A 20223-nucleotide genomic window follows, 5' to 3' on the forward strand; every position below is an offset into this window, starting at 1 on the left:
ACCCCCTTGGCTCCGTCACCCGCCGCCCAGGAGGGAGGCAGGTCCTCGGGACTACGACGTCTCGGCGAGCGTCACGGTTGCGCTCTCGCTGGATCCGTTTCGCTTGTACTGCACCTCGACCCGGTCACCGACCTTGCCGGCCTGCACGGCGCCGACCAGGTCGTTCGAATCGTTGATCACCTTGTCGCCGAACTTGGTGATCACGTCGCCGCGCTGGAGCCCGGCCTTCTCGGCGGGGCTGCCGGGCGTGACGGCGGCGACGAGCGCTCCGCCGTCCTCGGCGCCGTTCACGCTCACCCCGAGCGAGGGGTGGCTGATCTTCTCGCCGCGCTGGAGCTTCTCGGCCACGTCCTTGGCCTTGTTGCTCGGGATGGCGAAGCCCACGCCGATGTTCCCGGTGCTGCCCTGTCCGGCGGTGGCGATGGCGGTGTTGATGCCGATGACCTCACCCCGGGTGTTCACCAGCGCGCCGCCGGAGTTGCCCGGGTTGATCGGGGCGTCGGTCTGCAGGAGGCCGGAGATCGAGCTCGCGCCCTGCTGCGGGTTCTGCTGCTGGCCGCCGCCCGCCTGGATGGTGCGGTCGCGGGCGCTGAGGATGCCGGCGGTGACCGAGCCCTGGAGGCCGAGCGGGCTGCCCAGGGCGAGCACCTGGTCACCGACCTGCATGGCGTCGCTGTCGCCGAACTTGGCCGCCTTCAGGTCGCTGACGCCGCTGGCCTGGACCACCGCCAGGTCGGTCTTCGGGTCGGTGCCGACGACCTTCGCGGAGGCGCTCTTGCCGTTGGCGAAGACCACGCGGACGGTGTCGCCGCCGCCGGCGACCACGTGGTTGTTGGTGAGCACGAACCCGTCGGCGCTGAGGATCACCCCGGAGCCCTCACCGCTGCCCGTCATGATCGTGACGATGCTGTCCTGGACGGAGGCCGCGATCTTGGGCAGGTCGGCGCTGTTGATCACCGGAGCGGCCGAGTAGGTGCGGGTGGGCCCGTCCCCGTTGAGCCCGAGAGCGAGGGCGCCACCCGCCACGCCGGAGCCGAACATCAGCGCCAGTGCCAGCGCGCCCGCGCCGACGATCTTCCCGGCCCGGCTGGGCCGCGGCGGCTGCTGCTGGCCCCACTGCGGCATCGGCTGCCCGGGCTGGTACGACTGGTAGCCCTGCTGCGTCTGGTACGGCTGAGCCTGGTACGACGGGACCGGCCCGCCGTGCTGGGTGGACGGGTAGCCCGAGGTGGCCTGCTGGTTCCAGCCGCCCTGCTGCTGCCCGTACCAGGGGTGCGGCTGCCCCGAGGCCGGATACGGCGGCGCGGACGGCGTCGCCGGCTGCGGCGGGTACGGCCCGGCGGGCGTGCTGGTTCCGGCGGCCGGGGAGTCGGCCGGAACCGACGCCGCGGCCGGGTTGCTGGAGGAGTCCGACGTCCCGCTCTCGACGCGGGGCAGCTCGGCGGTGTGGTGCGACGGCTCGGCGTCGGCGGGGGCCGGCGACCGCTGCGGATCGGTCTCGTGGTCGGTCATGTCACCAGCTTTCCCCGTAGCACTGTCACCAGCCTGGAATCCGCCTGGAAGTTTTCTGAATGTCACTCGCCCGGCTCGGGCGCCTCCGGCAGCAGCGGCAGCTTCACCCGGAACGTCGCCCCGCCGCCCGGCGTCTCCGCCACCTCGACGGTGCCGTGGTGCGCGGCGACGAGCGCCGCCACGATGGCCAGGCCGAGGCCGGTGCTGATCGGTCCGCCGGCCCGGCGGGTACGCGCGGCGTCCACCCGGTAGAACCGCTCGAAGACCCGCTCGGCCTGCTCCGGGGTGAGCCCGGGACCGGTGTCCGCCACCTCCACCACGGCGAGGTTGCCCGCCTCCGCCCGCAGCCGCAGCGTCACCGACGCGTCCGGCGGGGTGTGGGTGAGCGCGTTCGTCATCAGGTTGCCGATCACCTGACGCAGGCGCGCGTCGTCGCCGAGCACCACCAGCGGGCCGGCGCCCGGCTCCCGCTCCAGCTCGATCCGCCGGTCCGGGGCGACCACCCGGGCCGCCTCCACCGCGTCCGAGGCCAGCACCGGCAGCTCGACCGGGGCCAGCGCGATCGGCCGTTCCCGGTCCATCCGCGCCAGCAGCAGCAGGTCCTCCACCAGCAGACCCATCCGGGACGCCTCGTCCTCGATGCGGCGCAGCAGGTCGGCGGTCTGCTCCGGCGCCCGCGCCGCGCCCTGCCGGTACAGCTCGGCGAAGCCCCGGATGGTGGTCAGCGGCGTGCGCAGCTCGTGCGAGGCGTCGGCGATGAACTGCCGCATCCGCTCCTCGGACCGGCGGGCCCGCGCCTCCGACGCCTGCGCATACGCGGCGGCGTCCCGCGCGCCCATCTCGGCGCTGCGCGCCGCCGCCTCGGAGGCGGCCCGCGCGGTGAACGCGGCCTCGATCTGGGCCAGCATGGCGTTGAGCGCCCGGGACAGGCGGCCCAGCTCAGAGGTCGGGCACGACCGCCCCTCCTCCGGGTCGGGCACCCGCCGGGTCAGGTCACCGCCGGCGATGGCGGCCGCCGTACGCTCTATCTCCACCAGCGGCTTCAGGCTGGTACGCACGATCCCGGCGCCGACGGACGCCAGCGAGATCAGCACCGCGCCACCGACCAGGAGGTCTATCCACACCAGCCGGCCGACCGCGGAGTCGATGCCGGTGAGGTGCTGCCCGAACGCGATGATCCGCCCGTCGGGCAGGGCGGTGTAGAGCATCCGCCACCGGCTGCGGCCGTCCTCGGAGCGCACGGTGAACGGGTCGCCCACCCGCTCCTGGTAGCCCGCGTAGTCGGCGGGGAACCGGGGCAGTTCCTCGTCGCGCAGGCCCTCGTAGCGCCTCGGCTCATCGGGCAACTCGCCGGGCGCCACGGTGGACGCCACGTAGTCCGACGGAATGGTGATCTTGATCGGGCCGCCGCCGGCCCTGTCGAGCGTGTTGGCCACCGTGTACGCGCCGCCGCGGAGCTGGTCGTCCGCCTGCCCGATCAGGTAGTTCCGCAGCAGGAACGCCGTCAGACCGCTGATCACCACCAGCGCCACAGCCACGAGCGCGAGGACCGCGGCGACGAGCTTCAGCCGGAGCGGGACGCTACGCAGCCTGCCCTTCGCGTCGTGGACGACGTTCACGCCGCCGGCTTGCGGAGCACGTATCCCACTCCCCGGAGCGTGTGGATCAGCCGGGGCTGGGTGTTGTCGACCTTGCGCCGCAGGTACGAGATGTAGGACTCGACGATGTTGTCGTCACCCCGGAAGTCGTAGTTCCAGACGTGGTCGAGGATCTGCGCCTTGCTGAGCACCCGGTTGGCGTTGAGCATCAGGTAGCGCAGCAGCTTGAACTCGGTCGGCGACAGCTGTACGCGCTGGCCGGCCCGGTGCACCTCGTGGGTCTCCTCGTCCAGTTCCAGGTCGGCGAAGGTGAGCCGGGAGGGAGTCTGGTCGCCGGTCGCGGTACGCCGCAGCACGGCCCGGATCCGGGCGGTCAGCTCCTCCAGGCTGAACGGCTTGGTGACGTAGTCGTCGCCGCCCAGGGTGAGCCCACGGATCTTGTCGTCGGTGGCGTCCCGCGCGGTCAGGAAGACCACCGGGGTACGCGTACCGCCCTCGCGCAGCATCCGGATGACCTCGAAGCCGTCCAGGTCGGGCAGCATCACGTCGAGCACCACCAGGTCGGGCCGGTGGTCCTTGGCGGCGTTCAGCGCGGCACTGCCGCTGGTCGCGGTGGCCACGTCGAAGCCCGCGAAGCGCAGGCTCGCGGAGAGCAGTTCGAGGATGTTGGGGTCGTCCTCGACGACGAGAAGCCGAGCCTCGGTCTGGGTAGCCGCCATGTCACCCATCATCCGCGCTCCGGCTGCGGCCGCGCTGGGTGCTCCCTGGAAACAACCTGTGAGATCAGCGGAGCAGTCGCCGCAGGCCCTCCAGCGCGCCGTCGAGCAGCCGGATCGCGGTACGGAGCTGGTTGTCGCTCAGCCGCCGGGCCCGGACCAGCGCCCCGACCTCGACCGTGAACGCGGCCAGCCGCTTGTCGAAGTCGGCGAGCAGCGGCGAGTCGTCCGGGCGGGCCGGGCCCTCGCCGCTCGCCGGGCGGGCGGTGGACGCCGTCCAGCCGCCCTGCCGGGTCTGGCGGGCCACCTCGCGCAGCTCCCGCTTCAGGTCGCGCACCGATCCGCGTACCTCGGTGCGGATCTCCCCGGCCAGCGCGGAGAGGTCCTCGACGGCGGCGCCGATGTCGCTCTCCAGCGTCGACAGCTCGTCGGCGCGCTGCCGCAGTTCGGCGCGGCCCGCCTCGGTGATCTCGTAGACCTTGCGTCCGCCCGCTGCGGTGTGCGTGACCAGCCCTTCCGCCTCCAGCCGTTGCAGGCGCGGGTAGATGGTGCCGGCGCTTGGTGCGTACAGGCCGAGGAAGCGCTCCTCCAGCAGACGGATCAGCTCGTAGCCGTGCTTCGGACCGTCGTCGAGCAGCTTCAGCAGGTAGAGCCGGAGCCGGCCGTGGCTGAACACCGCGGTCACGGCACGTCCTCCACATGGTCGACGGGCGCGACCGGGCGGGCGAGCAGCGCGATGCTGCCGGAGGTCGCGGAGGCCCAGAGCCTACCCGCACCCCCGCCGAGCACACCGTGGCTGTCCTTGATCGAGCCGATCCCGCGTCCACCGCTGTCCACCTGCGGGAAGCCGCTGGTGATCTTGCCGGAGGTGGTGTGCAGGTGCACGGTGAGGTCGCTGTCCTCACGGACCCGCACGGTGATGCTGCCGGAGATGGCGCTGAGCCGAATCTCGCTGCCGCGCGGGTTGTCCAGGTCGCAGGTGATCGAGCCGGAGACGGCGTGGGCGCGGACCCGCTCGGGCGCGCTGTCGGCCAGGATCAGCTCACCGGAGACCGTCTCCAGGTCCAGGTCGCCGCCGATGCCGAGCGCCTCGACCGGCCCGGAGATGACCTTCGCGCTCGTCCGCCCCCGCAGCCCGCGCAGCGTGACCTGGCCGGAGGTGACGTCGACCCGGGTCTCCCGGCGCAGCCCGGACGCGACGAGCGCGCCGCTGACTACCGACAGGGTGGCCAGCACGTCCGGCGGAACGGCGACGGACACCTCGGCCCGGATCCGGTTGCCGAACCAGGAGAAGATGCCGAGCAGGCCGGGCTTGCGCTTGTGCCGGATCGTCAGCCGCCCGTCGCGCACCTCGACGAGGAGCGGCCGGCTGCTGATCCGGGTCACGTCGACCCGGGCCGGTCCGTCGGCGCCGACCACGTTCAGCCGGCCGCTGATCAGCTCGGCGTCGAGCCGGGTGATCGGCTCGTCCACGGTGATCCGCTGCGGGCTCTCGACCGTCCAGTTGGCCATGACACGCTCCCCTCGTCGGCGTGCCGACCCACGGCACACCCGGTGTTGCGAGGAGCATAACGCGATACATCGCGACTGAACAAGACACTATCGCGACTATGTCGCGTCCCCGACGAGCCGCGCGCCCGGGTGGACGGCGGCCTCGGCGATCCGGGCCAGCGCGCGGCGATCAGCGCCCTCGGCCGGGTGCAGCGCGGCGCTCACCGTCACCGACACGGTCAGGCCCCGGGCGGCGAGCACCCGGCGTACCGACGCCACGAGCGTCTCCGCACCGAGGAAGGCGGGCAGGGTGCTCGGATCACCCGCGTACCGGTAGCCGATGCGCAACGGCACCACCGGAGCGCCCGCCGCCACGGCGGCCTCGAACATCGCCGGGCGGAAGCCACGGCTCGGGCGGCAGTCCGAAGCGGCGCCGCACCAGGTCGTACCCTCCGGGAACACCGCCACCGACCGCCCGGACCGCAGCGCGCCGGCCACCCGCGCGACGGTGGCCGGCAGGTCACGCGGCCGGGACCGGTCCACGAAGACGGTGCCCGCCGCGGCGGCCAGTGCGCCGACCAGCGGCCAGCTCCGGACCTCGCGCTTCGCCACCATCCGGACCGGCGACACTGCGAGCACCGCCAGGATGTCCAGCCAGGAGACGTGGTTGGCGACCAGCAGCGCACGCCCGCGCGGCACCCGGCCGCGGAGCAGCAGCCGGACCCCGAGGGTACGCAGGGTCCACCGCGCCCAGCCGCGCGACGCGGCCCGGCCCCGGCCCGCCGGCAGGAGCGGCAACAGTGCGGCCAGGCCCGCCCCGGCCAGGAGCATCCCGAGTACGCCGAGCAGCCGCCCGGCCCGGCGCGGCCACGACACGTCCGGGGCGGCGGGCGCCGGCAGACAGTCCGGCCCGCAGCCCGAGGCGGGCCGCCACAGACCCTCCCCGGTGCTGCGGGCGCGGGAACCGGCCGGGGCGCCGAGAGCGTGCGCGGCGGTCACGACCCGGCCTCGCCGAGGAAGTGCCGCAGGTAGCGCGGGTTCATCCGGTCCATCGAGAACAGCACGTAGAAGTCGGCGCAGCCGAAGTCAGCGTCGTACGCGGGCTCGCCGGCCACCCAGGCGCCGAGCCGCAGGTAGCCGCGCAGCAGCGGCGGCACGAGCGCCCGGCGTTGCGCCGGGGTGAGCGCGGCGGGGTCGGCGGCGGGCGCCTCCGCGAACCAGGGCCGGCGCGGGGTGACCCGCAGCAGCGGCGGCGCGAGGTGCCGGGCGGTCACCTCGGCCCACACCTGCGCGGCGGCGGTCCCGCCGTCGGCGACCGGCACGGAGGCGCAGCCGCCGAGCCAGCGCGAGCCGCGCAGGTGCAGGTAGCGGCAGATCCCGGCCCACATCAGGTTGATCACGGCGCCGGTGCGGTGGTCCGGGTGGACACAGGAGCGGCCCGCCTCGACCATCCGGTCGCGGAGCGGGGCCAGCGGGTTCAGGTCGAACTCGCCGTCGGCGTACCGGCGGTCGGTGCGGCCCGGCGGCAGCAGCCGGTACGTGCCGACGACCTCGCTGGTGCCCTCGCGCAGCACCACCAGGTGGTCGCAGTACGCGTCGAACTCGTCGGTGTCGAGCCCGGCGGCGCCGGCCGGGAGAGTGGCGCCGAGTTCGCCGGCGAACACCTCGTGGCGCAGGCGTTGCGCGGCCGCGACCAGAGTCGGGTCGTCGGCGATCAGCAGGGTGTAACCGCTGGTCGTGAGCGGTGCGCCAGCGGCGTGCAGAACGGCCATGACTCCTGTGTAGGTGCCCCGGGTTGCCACCGGACGGGGCGAGGGGTGTCGATCCGGTGAACGCCGGTCGGCGGCGGCGTGCGAACCGGGACGGCCGGGCCGCCACCGGCGTGTGCGAGGCTGCCGGGCGGACCGCCCGCGACGGCGCCGGCGGAGGGAACCCGGAGGTGCACATGCTGGTGGAGGCCCGCTTCCAGGGACCGGACGGCTCCGGCAACGGCGGCTGGAGCGCCGGGATCTTCGCCGCGCTGATCGACGACCGGGGCCCGGTGGAGGTCACGTTGCGCCGGCCGCCGCCGCTGGACACCCCGCTGACCGCGGGCGACGGCGAGGTACGCGACCCGGACGGTCACCTCGTCGCCGAGGTACGCCGGGTCGAGCCGGTCGACGCGCTGGTGCCACCGGTGGACCCGGCGACGGCGGCGCGGGCCGCGCGGGCGTACCCCGGTCTGGTGGACCACCCCTTCCCCCGCTGCTACGTCTGCGGCCCGGAGAACCCGGACGGGCTGCGGATCTTCCCCGGTCCGCTGCCGGACGGACGGACCGCCGCGCCGTTCCGCGCGCCGGCCGCCGTGGTGCCCGCCACGGTGTGGGCGGCGCTGGACTGCCCGGGCGGCTGGGCGGTGCTCGCGCCCGGCCGGCCGTACGTGCTGGGGCGGATCGCCGCGCAGGTCACGGCGCTGCCGCGGCCCGGCGACGAGTGCGTGGTGACAGGCGTCGCGGTCGGTTCCGAGGGACGCCGGGCCGAGGTGCACACCAGCCTGTACGGTGCGGACGGCGCGCTGCTCGGCCGCGCCCGGGCCACCTGGGTGGCGCTGCCGGCTCGTTGATCTCCTCCCTGAGGAGGACGGCGCGTACGCGTCCCGCCTGATTGACCCCCTTGCGCCGGGTTGGAAGGCTGTTGCCGGGTGCCCCCGCAACGGTGCCCCCACCGGCGCGCGACGAGCCCGCCGGGGCAGGAGAGGAGAATGATGTCCGACGGGCAGCCACGCCCCAGTGTCGGGACCGGCCAGATCATCGTGTCCGGCCTGACCAAGCAATACAAGAACGTCCGCGCGGTGGACAACCTGTCGTTCACTGTCGAGCCGGGCCGGGTCACCGGCTTCCTCGGCCCGAACGGCGCCGGTAAGACGACCACGCTGCGCATGCTGCTCAACCTGGTGACGCCGAGCGCCGGCACGGCGACCATCGGTGGCAGCCGGTACGCCGACCTGCCCGACCCGCTGCGTACGGTCGGCGCGGTGCTGGAGGCGTCCAGCGCGCACAAGGGCCGCACCGGCATCAACCACCTGCGGGTGATCTGCGCGGCGGCGGGCCTGCCGAAGGAGCGCGCCGACGAGGCGCTGGCGCTGGTCGGGCTCACGCCCGCGGCGAAGCGCAAGTTCAAGGGCTACTCGCTCGGCATGAAGCAGCGGCTCGGCATCGCGGCCGCCATGCTCGGCAACCCCCAGGTACTGATCCTGGACGAGCCGGCCAACGGCCTGGACCCGGAGGGCATCCGCTGGATGCGCGGTTTCCTCAAGGGGCTCGCCGCCGAGGGTCGCACGGTGCTGGTTTCCAGCCACCTGCTCTCCGAGATGCAGCTGCTCGCCGACGACGTGGTGATCATCGCGGCCGGCAAGCTGGTCCGGCAGGGCCCGGTCGACCAGGTGATGGCGTCGATGACGCACGACGTCCGGGTGCGGGTGCGTACCCCGCAGGCCGACGAACTGGCCGCGGCGCTGCGCGAGCAGTCGGCCACCGTGGAGGCCGACCCGCACGGCGCGCTGCTGGTCAGCGGCGTGGACGCGCCGACCGTGGGCCGCGTCGCGCTGGCCGCCAAGGTCGAGCTGCACGAGCTGACCACCGAGCGCCCCGACCTCGAAGGGGTCTTCCTGGAGCTGACGGCCGGAAAGGCGGAGATCCGATGACGCTGGTCCGATCCGAACTGCTCAAGATCCGTACCACCAGCACCTGGTGGATCTTCGGGCTGATCAGCCTGGCGCTGTGGGCGCTCACGCTGTTCTTCAACTGGTTGCAGACCGAGGCGCTGGCCGGCGGGGACTTCGGCGAGGTACCGGCCGAGCAGTCCGACCAGTTGCAGGCCATCTCGGCCGCCGACAACCTGGCGGCCAACCTCTACACCAACGGCCAGTTCTTCGGCCTGCTCATCGTGCTGCTGCTCGGCATCGTGGTGGTGACCAGCGAGTTCTTCCACCAGACGGTGACCACCACGTTCCTCACCGCACCGCACCGCACCGCGGTGATGCTGGCCAAGCTGGCCGCGGCCGGCGTGCTGGCGCTGCTGTTCTGGCTCGTCACCACTGTGCTGAACCTGATCATCTCGCCGCTGATCCTCAACTCGGTGGACGTCGGCTCGCAGCTCGGCAGCGGGGCGATCTGGCGGGCGATCGCGCTCAACGGCCTGGCCTACCTGCTCTGGTCGGTGCTCGGCGTCGGGCTCGGCGTGCTGATCCGCAGCCAGATCGGCGCCACCGTGACCGGCATCCTGTTCTACCTGGGTGGCGCGATCGGTGCGGCGATCGTGCTGAGCCTGCTCGCCTCGCGGTACGGCGACTGGATCAACAAGCTCCAGCTGCTGGTCCCGTCCCTGGCCTCCGGGCTCATGGTGGGCGGCGACACCGACATCCCGGGCAACCCGCCGCAGTGGGCGGGCGCGCTGGTGCTGATCGGGTACGCGGTGGTGGCCGGCGCGATCGGCGTGGCCACGATCCGCAAGCGCGACATCTCCTGACCTCGCGGTCAGGCCGGGCCCCGGCCGGTGACACCCGTCACCGGCCGGGGCCTTCGCCGTCTAGCAGGAGTCGGCGGATCACGCAGCGTTTGCCGAACTTCTGGCATCTTCTGTGAAACGGACCACCAGCCGGAGGCGAGAATGCCTGCGCGCAGCGCACGGCGTAGCCTTGGAATCGGTTTACCCAGCGTCGGCAACCGGGGGTCACCGGGGGCCACCGTGACATTCACAACCGCGTGAAAGAGGCGATTAGCGGCCGTGTCGACCCAGCAGACTTCGCAGGAGAACCCACTGGCGGGTTTCGGCCCGAACGAGTGGATCGTCGAGGAGATGTACCAGCGTTACCTCGCCGACCCCTCGAGCGTCGATTCGGCCTGGCACGACTTCTTCGCCGACTACCGGCCGGCCCCGGGCGCCGCCACGCCGCGCCCGGACGGGCAGGCCAAGCCGGCCGCGAAGCCGGAGCCGGCCGAGCAGCAGGAAGCAGTGGCCACCGTCAAGGAGCAGCCCGCCAAGGCGGAGCCGAAGGCCGCCCCCAAGGCCGAGCCGAAGGCGTCCGCCCCGGCCAAGCCCGCAGCGAAGCCGGCGGCGAAGGCGCCTGAGCCGGCGAAGAAGTCCGCCCCGGCCAAGCCGGCCGCCAAGGCGCCGACCGCGAGCGCCGCGGGCACCACGCCGCTTCGCGGCGTCGCCGCCAAGATCGTGCAGAACATGGACGCGTCGCTGTCGGTCCCGACCGCCACCAGCGTGCGCGCCGTCCCGGCCAAGCTGCTCGTCGACAACCGCATCGTGATCAACAACCACCTGACCCGTGGTCGCGGTGGCAAGGTCAGCTTCACCCACCTGATCGGGTACGCGCTGGTCCGCGCGGTCGTCGAGCACCCGGAGATGAACAACTCCTTCGCCGAGGTCGACGGCAAGCCGGCGATGGTCCGCCCGGAGCACGTCAACCTGGGCATCGCGATCGACCTGGTCAAGCCGGACGGCTCGCGCAACCTGGTGGTGCCGTCCATCAAGGGCTGCGAGCAGATGGACTTCCGGCAGTTCTGGCAGGCGTACGAGGACGTGGTCCGGCGCGCCCGCCGCAACGAGCTGACCATGGACGACTACTCCGGCACCACGATCTCGCTGACCAACCCGGGCGGCATCGGCACGGTGCACTCGATCCCGCGTCTGATGCAGGGGCAGAGCGCCATCATCGGCGTCGGTGCGATGGAATACCCGGCCCCCTACCAGGGCATGAGCGAGGCCACCCTGGCCGAGAACGCGGTCAGCAAGGTCATCACGCTGACCAGCACGTACGACCACCGGATCATCCAGGGCGCGCAGTCCGGCGAGTTCCTCAAGGTGATGCACGAGCTGCTGCTCGGCGAGCGCGGCTTCTACGACGACATCTTCACCTCGCTGCGGATCCCGTACGAGCCGGTGCGCTGGATGCGCGACGTGGCCGTCGACAGCGAAGGCCAGATCAACAAGACCGCTCGGGTGCACGAGCTGATCCACGCGTACCGGGTGCGCGGCCACCTGATGGCCGACACCGACCCGCTGGAGTTCAAGATCCGCAAGCACCCGGATCTGGACGTCCTCCAGCACGGGCTCACCCTGTGGGATCTCGACCGCGTCTTCCCGGTCAACGGCTTCGCCGGCCAGCAGCGGATGAAGCTGCGCTCGATCCTCGGCGTGCTGCGCGACTCGTACTGCCGCCGGGTCGGCATCGAGTACATGCACATCCAGGATCCGGAGGAGCGCCGCTGGATCCAGGAGCGGGTCGAGCGCAAGTACGAGAAGCCCAGCTCCGACGAGCAGAAGCACGTGCTGAACCGGCTCAACGCCGCCGAGGCGTTCGAGACGTTCCTGCAGACCAAGTACGTCGGCCAGAAGCGCTTCTCGCTGGAGGGCGGCGAGTCGCTGATCCCGCTGCTCGGCGAGGTGCTGGAGTGCTCCGCCGAGGCCGGTCTGGACGAGGTCGTCATCGGCATGGCGCACCGCGGCCGGCTCAACGTGCTGGCGAACATCGTCGGCAAGCCGTACGAGAAGATCTTCTCCGAGTTCGAGGGACACCTCGACCCGCGGTCCACGCAGGGCTCGGGCGACGTGAAGTACCACCTCGGCCAGAACGGCAAGTTCACCACCCCGGACGGCGAGCACGCGGTCAAGGTGTCGGTGGTGGCGAACCCGTCGCACCTGGAGGCCGTCGACCCGGTGCTGGAGGGCATAGTCCGGGCCAAGCAGGACCGGATCGACCTCAAGCTGGAGGGCTACACCGTGCTGCCGCTGGCCGTGCACGGTGACGCTGCCTTCGCCGGCCAGGGTGTGGTCGCCGAGACGCTCAACCTCTCCCAGCTGCGCGGCTACCGCACCGGCGGCACCGTGCACGTGGTCGTCAACAACCAGGTCGGCTTCACCACCGCCCCGGAGTACAGCCGGTCCAGCCTCTACAGCACCGACGTGGCCCGGATGATCCAGGCGCCGATCTTCCACGTGAACGGCGACGACCCGGAGGCAGTGGTCCGGGTGGCCCGGCTCGCGTTCGAGTACCGGCAGGCGTTCAACAAGGACGTCGTGATCGACATGGTCTGCTACCGCCGGCGCGGGCACAACGAGGGTGACGACCCGTCGATGTCCAACCCGGAGATGTACAAGATCATCGACTCGAAGCGGTCGGTCCGGAAGCTCTACACCGAGGAGCTGATCGGGCGCGGCGACATCACCGTGGAGGACGCGGAGGAGCTGCTGCGCGACTACCAGGGGCAGCTGGAGCGGGTCTTCAAGGCCACCCGGGACGCCGCCACCACGCCGCGTCAGCTCAGCCGCCCGGCCCGGGAGGAGGAGCCGGAGCCGCAGGTCGACACCGCCACCGACGCCGCAGTGGTCAAGGCGATCGGCGAGGCGCACGTCAACCTGCCGGAGGGCTTCACCCCGCACAAGCGGATCCAGCAGCTGCTGGAGCGGCGTCGCAAGATGTCCGTCGAGGGGGCCATCGACTGGGGCTTCGCCGAGATCATCGCGTTCGGCACGCTGCTGCACGACGGCGTCACCGTCCGGCTCGCCGGGCAGGACTCGCGCCGCGGCACGTTCGTCCAGCGGCACGCCTCGGTGGTCGACGCCAAGACCGGCGAGGACTACCTGCCGCTGATGTCGCTCACCGCCGACGGCGAGCGGTCGCGCTTCTTCGTCCACGACTCGCTGCTCTCCGAGTACGCGGCCATGGGCTTCGAGTACGGCTACTCGGTGGAGAACATCAACGCGCTGGTCGCCTGGGAGGCCCAGTTCGGTGACTTCGTCAACGGCGCCCAGTCGGTGATCGACGAGTTCATCTCCTCCGGCGAGGTGAAGTGGGGCCAGCGCTCCGCGGTGACCCTGCTGCTGCCGCACGGCCACGAGGGCCAGGGCCCGGACCACACCTCCGGCCGCCCGGAGCGGTTCCTGCAGCTCTGCGCCGAGGACAACATGCGGGTGGCCATCCCGACCACCCCGGCGAACTACTTCCACCTGCTGCGCCGCCAGGCCCTGTCGCCCAAGCGCAAGCCGCTGGTGGTGTTCACGCCGAAGTCGCTGCTGCGGCACAAGCTCTGCGTGTCGCCGGTGGAGGACTTCACCACCGGCACGTTCCAGCCGGTGCTGGCCGACACCGCGGCTCCGGCGCCGGAGCAGGTCAAGCGCGTGCTGCTCTGCTCGGGCAAGGTCTACTACGACCTGTTCCAGGCCCGGCAGGAGCGGGGCGTCACGGACACCGCGATCATCCGGATGGAGCAGCTCTACCCGCTGCCCGTCGAGGAGGTCCGGGCCGCGCTCGCGCAGTACCCGAACGCCGAGGACTTCGCCTGGGTCCAGGAGGAGCCGGCCAACCAGGGCGCCTGGTCGTTCGTCGCGCTGAACCTGCTGGAGCACCTGCCCGAGGTCCGGCTGCGCCGCATCTCCCGGCCGGCCGCCGCCGCGCCGGCGGTGGGTTCGGCGAAGATGCACGAGGTCGAGCAGAACGCGCTGATCGAGGCGGCTCTCCCCCGCCCGTGACGACACCACCGGCAGCGGCCCGTCCCGACCCGGGGCGGGCCGCTGCCGTACGACGACGAGAGGAACACCGTGTACTTCACCGACCGTGGCATCGAGGAGCTGGTCGAGCGCCGGGGCGACGAGCAGGTCAGCCTGGAGTGGCTGGGCGAGCGGCTGCGTGACTTCGTCGACCTGAACCCGGAGTTCGAGACCCCGATCGAGCGGTTCGCCACCTGGCTGGCCCGCCTCGACGACCCGGACGACGACTGACGGGTCAGCCGGTCGCGCCCCGCCCGGCGACCCGGAGGTCTCCGGTACGCCGCAGCTTCTGCCAGCCCAGCCGGCCACCGGTCAGCGCGGTGCCGACCGCCTGGAGCAGCACCAGGTACATCACCTGCCGGTAGACGAACTGCTGCAACGGCAGCACCCAGAGCACGCCGAGCTTCTCCCGGTCCAGCCGGAAGGCCAGCACCGCGGTGAGGAACTGGAGCGCGAGCATCGCCAGCCAGGCCACCACCGTGTCGCTGCGGTCCAGGAAGATCAGCCCGTAGATCGCGAGCAGGTCGATCACCGGTGCGGCCAGCGGCAGCAGCACCCCGAACAGCGTCAGGAACGACAGGCACCGCCGGCCGAACCGGCCCGACGGACCGCTGTCGATCACCGAGCGCCGGTGCTTCCACATCGCCTGCATGGTGCCGTAGCTCCACCGGTACCGCTGCTTCCACAACTGGCCGATGGTGGTCGGCGCCTCGGTCCAGGCGCGGGCGCTCTCCTCGTACACGATGTGCCAGCCGGCGCGGCCGATGGCGATGGTGACGTCGGTGTCCTCGGCCAGCGTGTCGTCGGTCAGGCCGCCCACCTGCTCCAGCGCCTGGCGCCGGAACGCGCCGATCGCTCCGGGGACGGTGGGCATGCAGCGCAGCGTCTCGTAGAGGCGGCGGTCGAGGTTGAAGCCGATGACGTACTCGATGTGCTGCCACTTGGCGATCAGGCCGCGGCGGTTGCCGACCTTGACGTTGCCGGCGACCACGCCGACCCGGGGGTCGGCGAACGGCTGGACCAGCCGGCGGACCGAGTCCGGCTCGAAGATCGTGTCGCCGTCGACCATGACGATCAGGTCGTGCCGGGCCAGCGCGACGCCGGTGTTGAGCGCGCTCGGCTTGCCGCCGTTGGGCTTGCGCACGACCCGGACGTTCGGCAGCCCCAGCGCCGCGACGATGTCGGCGGTGCCGTCGGTGGAGCCGTCGTCGACCACCACCACCTCGATGCCGCCGGGATGGTCGCCCAGGGCCAGCGAGCGCACCGCCGCGGCGATGCCCTCCCGCTCGTTGTAGGCGGGCACGATCACCGAGACCGGTTCGGTGACCGGCGGGCCCCAGGACCAGTCGCGGCGACGGCGACGGCGCGCGTGCCGGGTGGCCAGGACGAACAGCAGCAGGGTACGGCCGACGGTGAGCACCCCGACGAGCACGAAGAAGACGCCGAGCACCCCGAACATGCCGTCGGCCACGCGTACCGCGCCGACCAGGACGTGGCCCCGCAACCGCTCGTCGAGCGTGGCCGCCGTGTGCCCGCCCACCGGGCCGGACACACCCGCGGCCGCGAACGTCTGGTTGAGTCCCTCGCTCACCGTGGTGAAGCGGTACCCGCGCTCCAGCATCGCCGGGATGTACCGGTCCAGCGCGGCCACGGTGCCGGACCGGTCGCCGCCCGCGTCGTGCCACAGCGCGATCGTGCCGGCCGTCCCGTCCGGCGTGGCGTTCGCGACCATCTCCTCGACCGGGGGCAGCTCCCAGTCCCGGCTGTCGACGTCGTTGACGACGGTGAGGTAGCCCAGCTCGCCCGCGTGCCGCAGCATCGGCCAGTCCCGGTCGGTGTAGGCGTCCGCGCGGGACGAGTACGGGAAGCGCAGCAGCGACGGCCGGACGCCTGTGGTGCTGGCGACGGCGAGCTGCGTCTGCGCGTACTCCAGCTCCCGCCGCCACTCCGGCAGCGCGGCGAGGTCGGGGTGGGTGAACGTGTGCACGCCCAGCTCGTGTCCCTCGGCCACCAGCCGGCGGGTCACCTCCGGGTTGCGGACCACCTGCGAGCCGATGACGAAGAAGGTGCCCTTGACCTGGTACTTGTCCAGGACGCGTAGCACCTCCGGCGTCCACCGGGGGTCGGGTCCGTCGTCGAATGTGAGCGCGACGGTGCCCTCCGGCAGGCGGTGCGACTGGGTGCGGCCCTCCGCGCCGACGTTGACGATCGGGCCGCCCCCGATCACCGAGCTGGGAACCTCCCGCTGACTGCCGGGCGTCACCCGGTTGTCCGGTACGAACGCGGCGTTCGTGTACGCCTCGACGACCAGCAGACCGGCCAGGACGACCACGACCATGGCGACCAGGGCCCAGCTCGGCCGGGGCAGCAAACGCCGCCCACGGGACCGGCGCGGGCCGGGGATCTGCGGCGCTCCGGGGATCTGCCGGACGGCCGGCACGACCGTGGGCGCGTCGTCCGGCCGCAGCCCGGCCCGGTGCCGGCGGGCGGCGTGCACCCGGCGTGGGTCCAGCGTGACTGTGGGCTGCTCGCTTGTCGGCGGGTTCGGACGCGCGGGCGCCTGGTCACTCATCGGCGGGCGCGACCGGCGCGGCGGGCGGGTCGACGACGGACGGCGGGTCGACAACGGGCGGCGGCACCTCGGCGGTGGGGGCGGTGGGCGGCGCGGTGGTGGCCGGCGTCCGGACGGGCCGGGGCTCGGTCGGGGCGGTCCGGGTCGGCCGGGGATACCGAGGGCTCGGCGGGACCGTGGTGGCGGGGGCGACGGAGGTGGCCGGCACCCGCACCGGAGCGGTACGGATGTCGGTGGGCGTGTCCGGCGTGGGACGGGTCGGCGCGGGCGCGGGCGACGCCGGCGGGTTCGGCGACGGCAGCCGCTGCTCGGTGGTCGGCTCGACGAACGGGATGACGCTGTCCGGGGTGATCGGACCGCCGGCGAAGCTGGCTCCCACCATGACCGTGTAGATCACACCCGCCGCACCCGCGCAGTAGGCGAGACGGCGCAGCCGCCGGCGTCGCCGCCCGCTCGGGTCTACGAAGACGGGGGGCGATTCCGGTACGACGGGAATCAGTGCTGTCGGGCCTTCCACAAGGCCAAGTGTAGATGCGAAAAATTCCCACCTTCTCCCCCGGCTAGCCGCGCTGACCAGGCAGAACGGACAGCACCGACCTCGATCTTGTAGGTTGGTTGCCGTGGCGCGCAGCGTGTACCTGACCGGCGTTGGCTCGGGCGGGGGAAAATCGACGGTGGCCCTCGGGCTGGCCGAGTTGTTGTCCCGGCAGGTGGAACGGATCGGCGCGTTCCGGCCGCTCGTCGCCGGTGACGGCACCGACCCGATCCTCGCTCTGCTCACCGAGCGCTACCGGATGGACCTGCCGGTCGACGAGCTGCACGGCGCCACGTACGCCGAGGCGAGCGCGCTCGTCGCGGACGGCCGCCGGGAGGAGCTGATCTCCCGGATCGTCACCCGCTACCGCGAGGTCGAACGGCGCTGCCCGGCGATAGTGGTGGTGGGCAGCGACTTCGCCTACGGCGACGGCACCGGCCCGCGCGAGCTGGCCTTCAACGCCCGGCTGGCGACCGAGTTCGGCAGCGTCGTGGTGCCCGTGGTGGACGGGTTCGGGCAGGCGCCCGACGCGATCGCGGCCGCGCTGCGTGGCGCGTACCACGATCTGGTCGACCTCGGCGCGACGGTGATCGCGGCGCTGGCCAACCGCGTGCCGGAGCCGATGACGCTGCCCGAGCTACCGGTGCCCGCGTACGCGATCCCGGAGGTGCCGACCGTGTCGGCGCCGACGGTGGCCGAGGTGGCCGCGGCGCTGCGCGGCACCGTGCTCACCGGCGACGAGACCGCGCTCGACCGCGACGTGCTCGACTACGTGGTGGGCGCGGCGCACGTGCCGACGCTGCTGGACCACCTCACCGACGGCGCTCTGGTGATCACCCCGGGCGACCGCGCGGACCTGCTGGTGGCCGCCGGCGCCGCGCACGTGGCCGGGCAGGTGTCGCTGGCCGGGCTGGTGCTCACGCTCGGCGAGCAGCCCGACCCGCGCGCCATGCGCCTGGTCGAGCGGATGAACACCGGGCTGCCCGTGCTGTCGGTGCCGAGCGACAGCTACGACACGGTCTCCGCGTCCAGCCGGATCGAGGGCCGCCCCAGCACCGCCAACCCGCGCAAGGTCGAGGCCGCGCTCGGCGCGTTCGAGCGCTGCGTGGACACCGACGACCTGGCCCGCCGGCTGCGGGTCAGCCGGTCCGCGCGGGTCACCCCGCTGATGTTCGAGAACGACCTGATCGACAAGGCCCGCGCCCGGCGCCGCCGGCTCGTGCTGCCCGAGGGCGCCGACGAGCGGATCCTGCGCGCGACCGAGGTGCTGCTGCGCCGGGGCGTCGCCGAGATCACCCTGCTCGGCCGCCCGGACGAGATCGCCCGCCGCACCCGGGAGCTGGGCGTGGACGTCGGTGACGCCCAGGTGGTCGACCCGGCGACCAGCCCGTGGCGGGACGAGTTCGCGCAGGCGTACGCGCGGTTGCGCGCCCACCGCGGCGTCACCGTCGAGCTGGCGCACGACATCGTGGCGCAGCCCAACTACTTCGGCACGATGATGGTGCAGACCGGCCACGCCGACGGCATGGTCTCCGGCGCCACCCACACCACGGCCGCCACCATCCGCCCGGCCTTCGAAATCATCCGGACCGTGCCCGGCGTCTCCGTCGCCTCCAGCGTCTTCTTCATGCTGCTCGCCGACCGGGTGCTGGTGTACGGCGACTGCGCCGTCAACCCCGACCCGGACGCCGACCAGCTCGCCGACATCGCCATCTCGTCGGCCGACACGGCGGCCCGGTTCGGCATCGAACCGCGGGTGGCGATGCTGTCGTACTCCACCGGCAGCTCCGGCGCGGGCGCCGACGTGGAGAAGGTCGCGGCGGCCACCAAGCTGGTCCGGGAACGCCGGCCCGACCTGCTCGTCGAGGGCCCGATCCAGTACGACGCGGCGATCGACCCACAGGTGGCGGCTACCAAGCTGCCGGACAGCCCGGTCGCCGGGCGGGCCACGGTGTTCATCTTCCCGGACCTCAACACCGGCAACAACACGTACAAGGCGGTGCAGCGCTCGGCCGGCGCGGTGGCGGTCGGGCCGGTCATGCAGGGCCTGAACCGGCCGGTGAACGACCTGTCCCGGGGCGCCACCGTGCCGGACATCGTCAACACGGTGGCGATCACCGCCATCCAGGCCGCCGCGGAGGCGCCGGAATGAGCCGCATCCTGGTCCTCAACAGCGGATCCTCGTCGGTCAAGTACCGGCTGTACGACGGCGACGACGTCCTGGACAAGGGCACCGTCGAGCGGATCGGCGAACCCGGCGGCGGGCCGGCCGACCACGAGAGCGCCGTCCGGGAGATCATCGGCCGGCTCGACCTGACCGGCCTGGCCGGAGTCGGCCACCGGGTGGTGCACGGCGGGCGGAAGTTCAGCGAGCCGGTACGCATCGACGACGCGGTCGTCACCGCGATCGAGGACCTGGTGCCGCTGGCCCCGCTGCACAACCCGGCCAACCTCGCCGGCATCCGGGTCGCGCTGGAGGCGCTGCCGGACACCCCACAGGTGGCGGTCTTCGACACCGCGTTCCACCACACGCTGCCCGAGGCCGCCGCCACGTACGCGATCGACAAGGCCACCGCCGAGCGCTACGGCGTCCGCCGGTACGGCTTCCACGGCACCTCGCACGCGTACGTCTCGCGTCGCGTCGCCGACCTGCTCGACCGCCCGTACGACCAGATCAACACGATCACGCTGCACCTGGGCAACGGGGCGAGCGCGTGTGCCGTCCAGGGTGGGCGCAGTGTCGCCACCTCGATGGGCATGTCCCCGCTGGAGGGCCTGGTGATGGGCACCCGCAGCGGCGACCTCGACCCGACAGTCATCTTCCACCTGCGGCGCGAGGGCGGCATGGTCGTGGACGACATCGACGACCTGCTCAACCACCGCAGCGGCCTGCTCGGGCTGACCGGTGCCAACGACATGCGCGAGGTGCTGGCCCGGCGCGCCGCCGGTGACCCGGACGCGACGCTGGCGTTCGACGTCTACTGCCGGCGGATCACCGGCTACGTGGGCGCGTACTACGCACTGCTGGGCCGGGTGGACGCGATCGCGTTCACCGCCGGGGTCGGCGAGCACGCCGCACCGGTCCGGGCTGCCTCGCTGGCCGGGCTGGAGCGGCTGGGCGTCGCCGTCGACCCGGCGCGCAACGACGGCCACGGCGACCGGGTCGTCTCCCCGGACGGCGCGGAGGTCGCGGTGCTCGTGGTCGGCACCGACGAGGAGCGGGAGATCGCCCGCGAGACCCGCGAGGTGCTGGACGTCTGATCG

At 72.7% G+C, this 20223-nt stretch carries 16 protein-coding genes; 7 read left to right on the top strand and 9 right to left on the bottom strand.

The window, feature by feature from the left end:
• Nucleotides 1-51: 51 nt before the first annotated feature.
• From ACQP26_RS25435 to ACQP26_RS25465, 7 genes are all read right to left on the bottom strand, one after another.
• Nucleotides 52-1512, bottom strand: a complete 1461-nt coding sequence (locus ACQP26_RS25435) for a S1C family serine protease (RefSeq protein WP_281579846.1) — start codon at nt 1510-1512, stop codon at nt 52-54.
• Between the two features lie 62 nt (nt 1513-1574).
• Nucleotides 1575-3131: a sensor histidine kinase gene (locus ACQP26_RS25440; protein WP_281579845.1), complete on the bottom strand. Its 1557-nt coding sequence runs from the start codon at nt 3129-3131 to the stop codon at nt 1575-1577.
• Nucleotides 3128-3829, bottom strand: coding sequence for a response regulator transcription factor (locus ACQP26_RS25445; RefSeq protein WP_043328553.1), 702 nt, complete (start codon nt 3827-3829; stop codon nt 3128-3130). Before ACQP26_RS25445 ends, ACQP26_RS25440 begins: the two co-directional genes overlap by 4 nt.
• Nucleotides 3830-3893: 64 nt before the next feature.
• A complete protein-coding gene (locus tag ACQP26_RS25450; RefSeq protein ID WP_269704241.1) occupies nt 3894-4511 on the bottom strand; it encodes a PadR family transcriptional regulator in 618 nt (205 codons plus the stop codon).
• Nucleotides 4508-5338, bottom strand: coding sequence for a DUF4097 family beta strand repeat-containing protein (locus ACQP26_RS25455; RefSeq protein ID WP_269704239.1), 831 nt, complete (start codon nt 5336-5338; stop codon nt 4508-4510). Before ACQP26_RS25455 ends, ACQP26_RS25450 begins: the two co-directional genes overlap by 4 nt.
• A 96-nt stretch (nt 5339-5434) precedes the next feature.
• Complete coding sequence (locus ACQP26_RS25460; protein WP_433494198.1) at nt 5435-6316, bottom strand: lysophospholipid acyltransferase family protein; 882 nt, start codon at nt 6314-6316, stop codon at nt 5435-5437.
• Nucleotides 6313-7089 (bottom strand): GNAT family N-acetyltransferase, encoded by a 777-nt coding sequence (locus ACQP26_RS25465; RefSeq protein ID WP_433494199.1) that lies wholly within the window; start codon nt 7087-7089, stop codon nt 6313-6315. Before ACQP26_RS25465 ends, ACQP26_RS25460 begins: the two co-directional genes overlap by 4 nt.
• Nucleotides 7090-7262: 173 nt before the next feature.
• On the opposite strand from ACQP26_RS25465, the gene ACQP26_RS25470 reads away from it, so the two are divergent.
• The 5 genes from ACQP26_RS25470 to ACQP26_RS25490 all read left to right on the top strand — a co-directional run bounded on the left by ACQP26_RS25470 (nt 7263) and on the right by ACQP26_RS25490 (nt 14083).
• Entirely contained in the window at nt 7263-7919 is a 657-nt protein-coding gene (locus ACQP26_RS25470; RefSeq protein ID WP_433496198.1) for a hypothetical protein, read from the top strand.
• A gap of 138 nt (nt 7920-8057) precedes the next feature.
• Nucleotides 8058-8999: an ABC transporter ATP-binding protein gene (locus ACQP26_RS25475; protein ID WP_433494200.1), complete on the top strand. Its 942-nt coding sequence runs from the start codon at nt 8058-8060 to the stop codon at nt 8997-8999.
• The gene (locus ACQP26_RS25480) at nt 8996-9823 is read left to right on the top strand and encodes an ABC transporter permease (protein WP_194800520.1); all 828 of its coding nucleotides are present in this window, start codon (nt 8996-8998) and stop codon (nt 9821-9823) included. Before ACQP26_RS25475 ends, ACQP26_RS25480 begins: the two co-directional genes overlap by 4 nt.
• Before the next feature lie 258 nt (nt 9824-10081).
• Nucleotides 10082-13834, top strand: coding sequence for a multifunctional oxoglutarate decarboxylase/oxoglutarate dehydrogenase thiamine pyrophosphate-binding subunit/dihydrolipoyllysine-residue succinyltransferase subunit (locus ACQP26_RS25485; RefSeq protein ID WP_433494201.1), 3753 nt, complete (start codon nt 10082-10084; stop codon nt 13832-13834).
• Nucleotides 13835-13903: 69 nt separating this feature from the next.
• A complete protein-coding gene (locus tag ACQP26_RS25490; RefSeq protein WP_030503218.1) occupies nt 13904-14083 on the top strand; it encodes a DUF6104 family protein in 180 nt (59 codons plus the stop codon).
• A 4-nt stretch (nt 14084-14087) separates the two neighbouring features.
• Here ACQP26_RS25490 and ACQP26_RS25495 read toward each other — a convergent pair whose 3' ends face one another.
• Nucleotides 14088-16424 carry a bifunctional polysaccharide deacetylase/glycosyltransferase family 2 protein gene (locus ACQP26_RS25495; protein ID WP_433494202.1) on the bottom strand — a complete coding sequence of 779 codons (2337 nt, stop codon included), beginning with the start codon at nt 16422-16424 and terminating at the stop codon, nt 14088-14090.
• Nucleotides 16417-16821 carry a hypothetical protein gene (locus tag ACQP26_RS25500; RefSeq protein WP_281579839.1) on the bottom strand — a complete coding sequence of 135 codons (405 nt, stop codon included), beginning with the start codon at nt 16819-16821 and terminating at the stop codon, nt 16417-16419. The genes ACQP26_RS25495 and ACQP26_RS25500 overlap by 8 nt, the downstream gene beginning before the upstream one ends.
• A gap of 223 nt (nt 16822-17044) precedes the next feature.
• On the opposite strand from ACQP26_RS25500, the gene pta reads away from it, so the two are divergent.
• Both pta and ACQP26_RS25510 read left to right on the top strand, forming a co-directional pair.
• Nucleotides 17045-19111 carry a phosphate acetyltransferase gene (gene pta, locus ACQP26_RS25505; RefSeq protein WP_433494203.1) on the top strand — a complete coding sequence of 689 codons (2067 nt, stop codon included), beginning with the start codon at nt 17045-17047 and terminating at the stop codon, nt 19109-19111.
• Complete coding sequence (locus tag ACQP26_RS25510; protein WP_269704226.1) at nt 19108-20220, top strand: acetate/propionate family kinase; 1113 nt, start codon at nt 19108-19110, stop codon at nt 20218-20220. Before pta ends, ACQP26_RS25510 begins: the two co-directional genes overlap by 4 nt.
• Nucleotides 20221-20223: the final 3 nt, after the last annotated feature.

The organism is Micromonospora sp. CA-248089, from assembly GCF_050948515.1.
In the GTDB taxonomy this organism is placed as follows: Bacteria; Actinomycetota; Actinomycetes; order Mycobacteriales; family Micromonosporaceae; genus Micromonospora.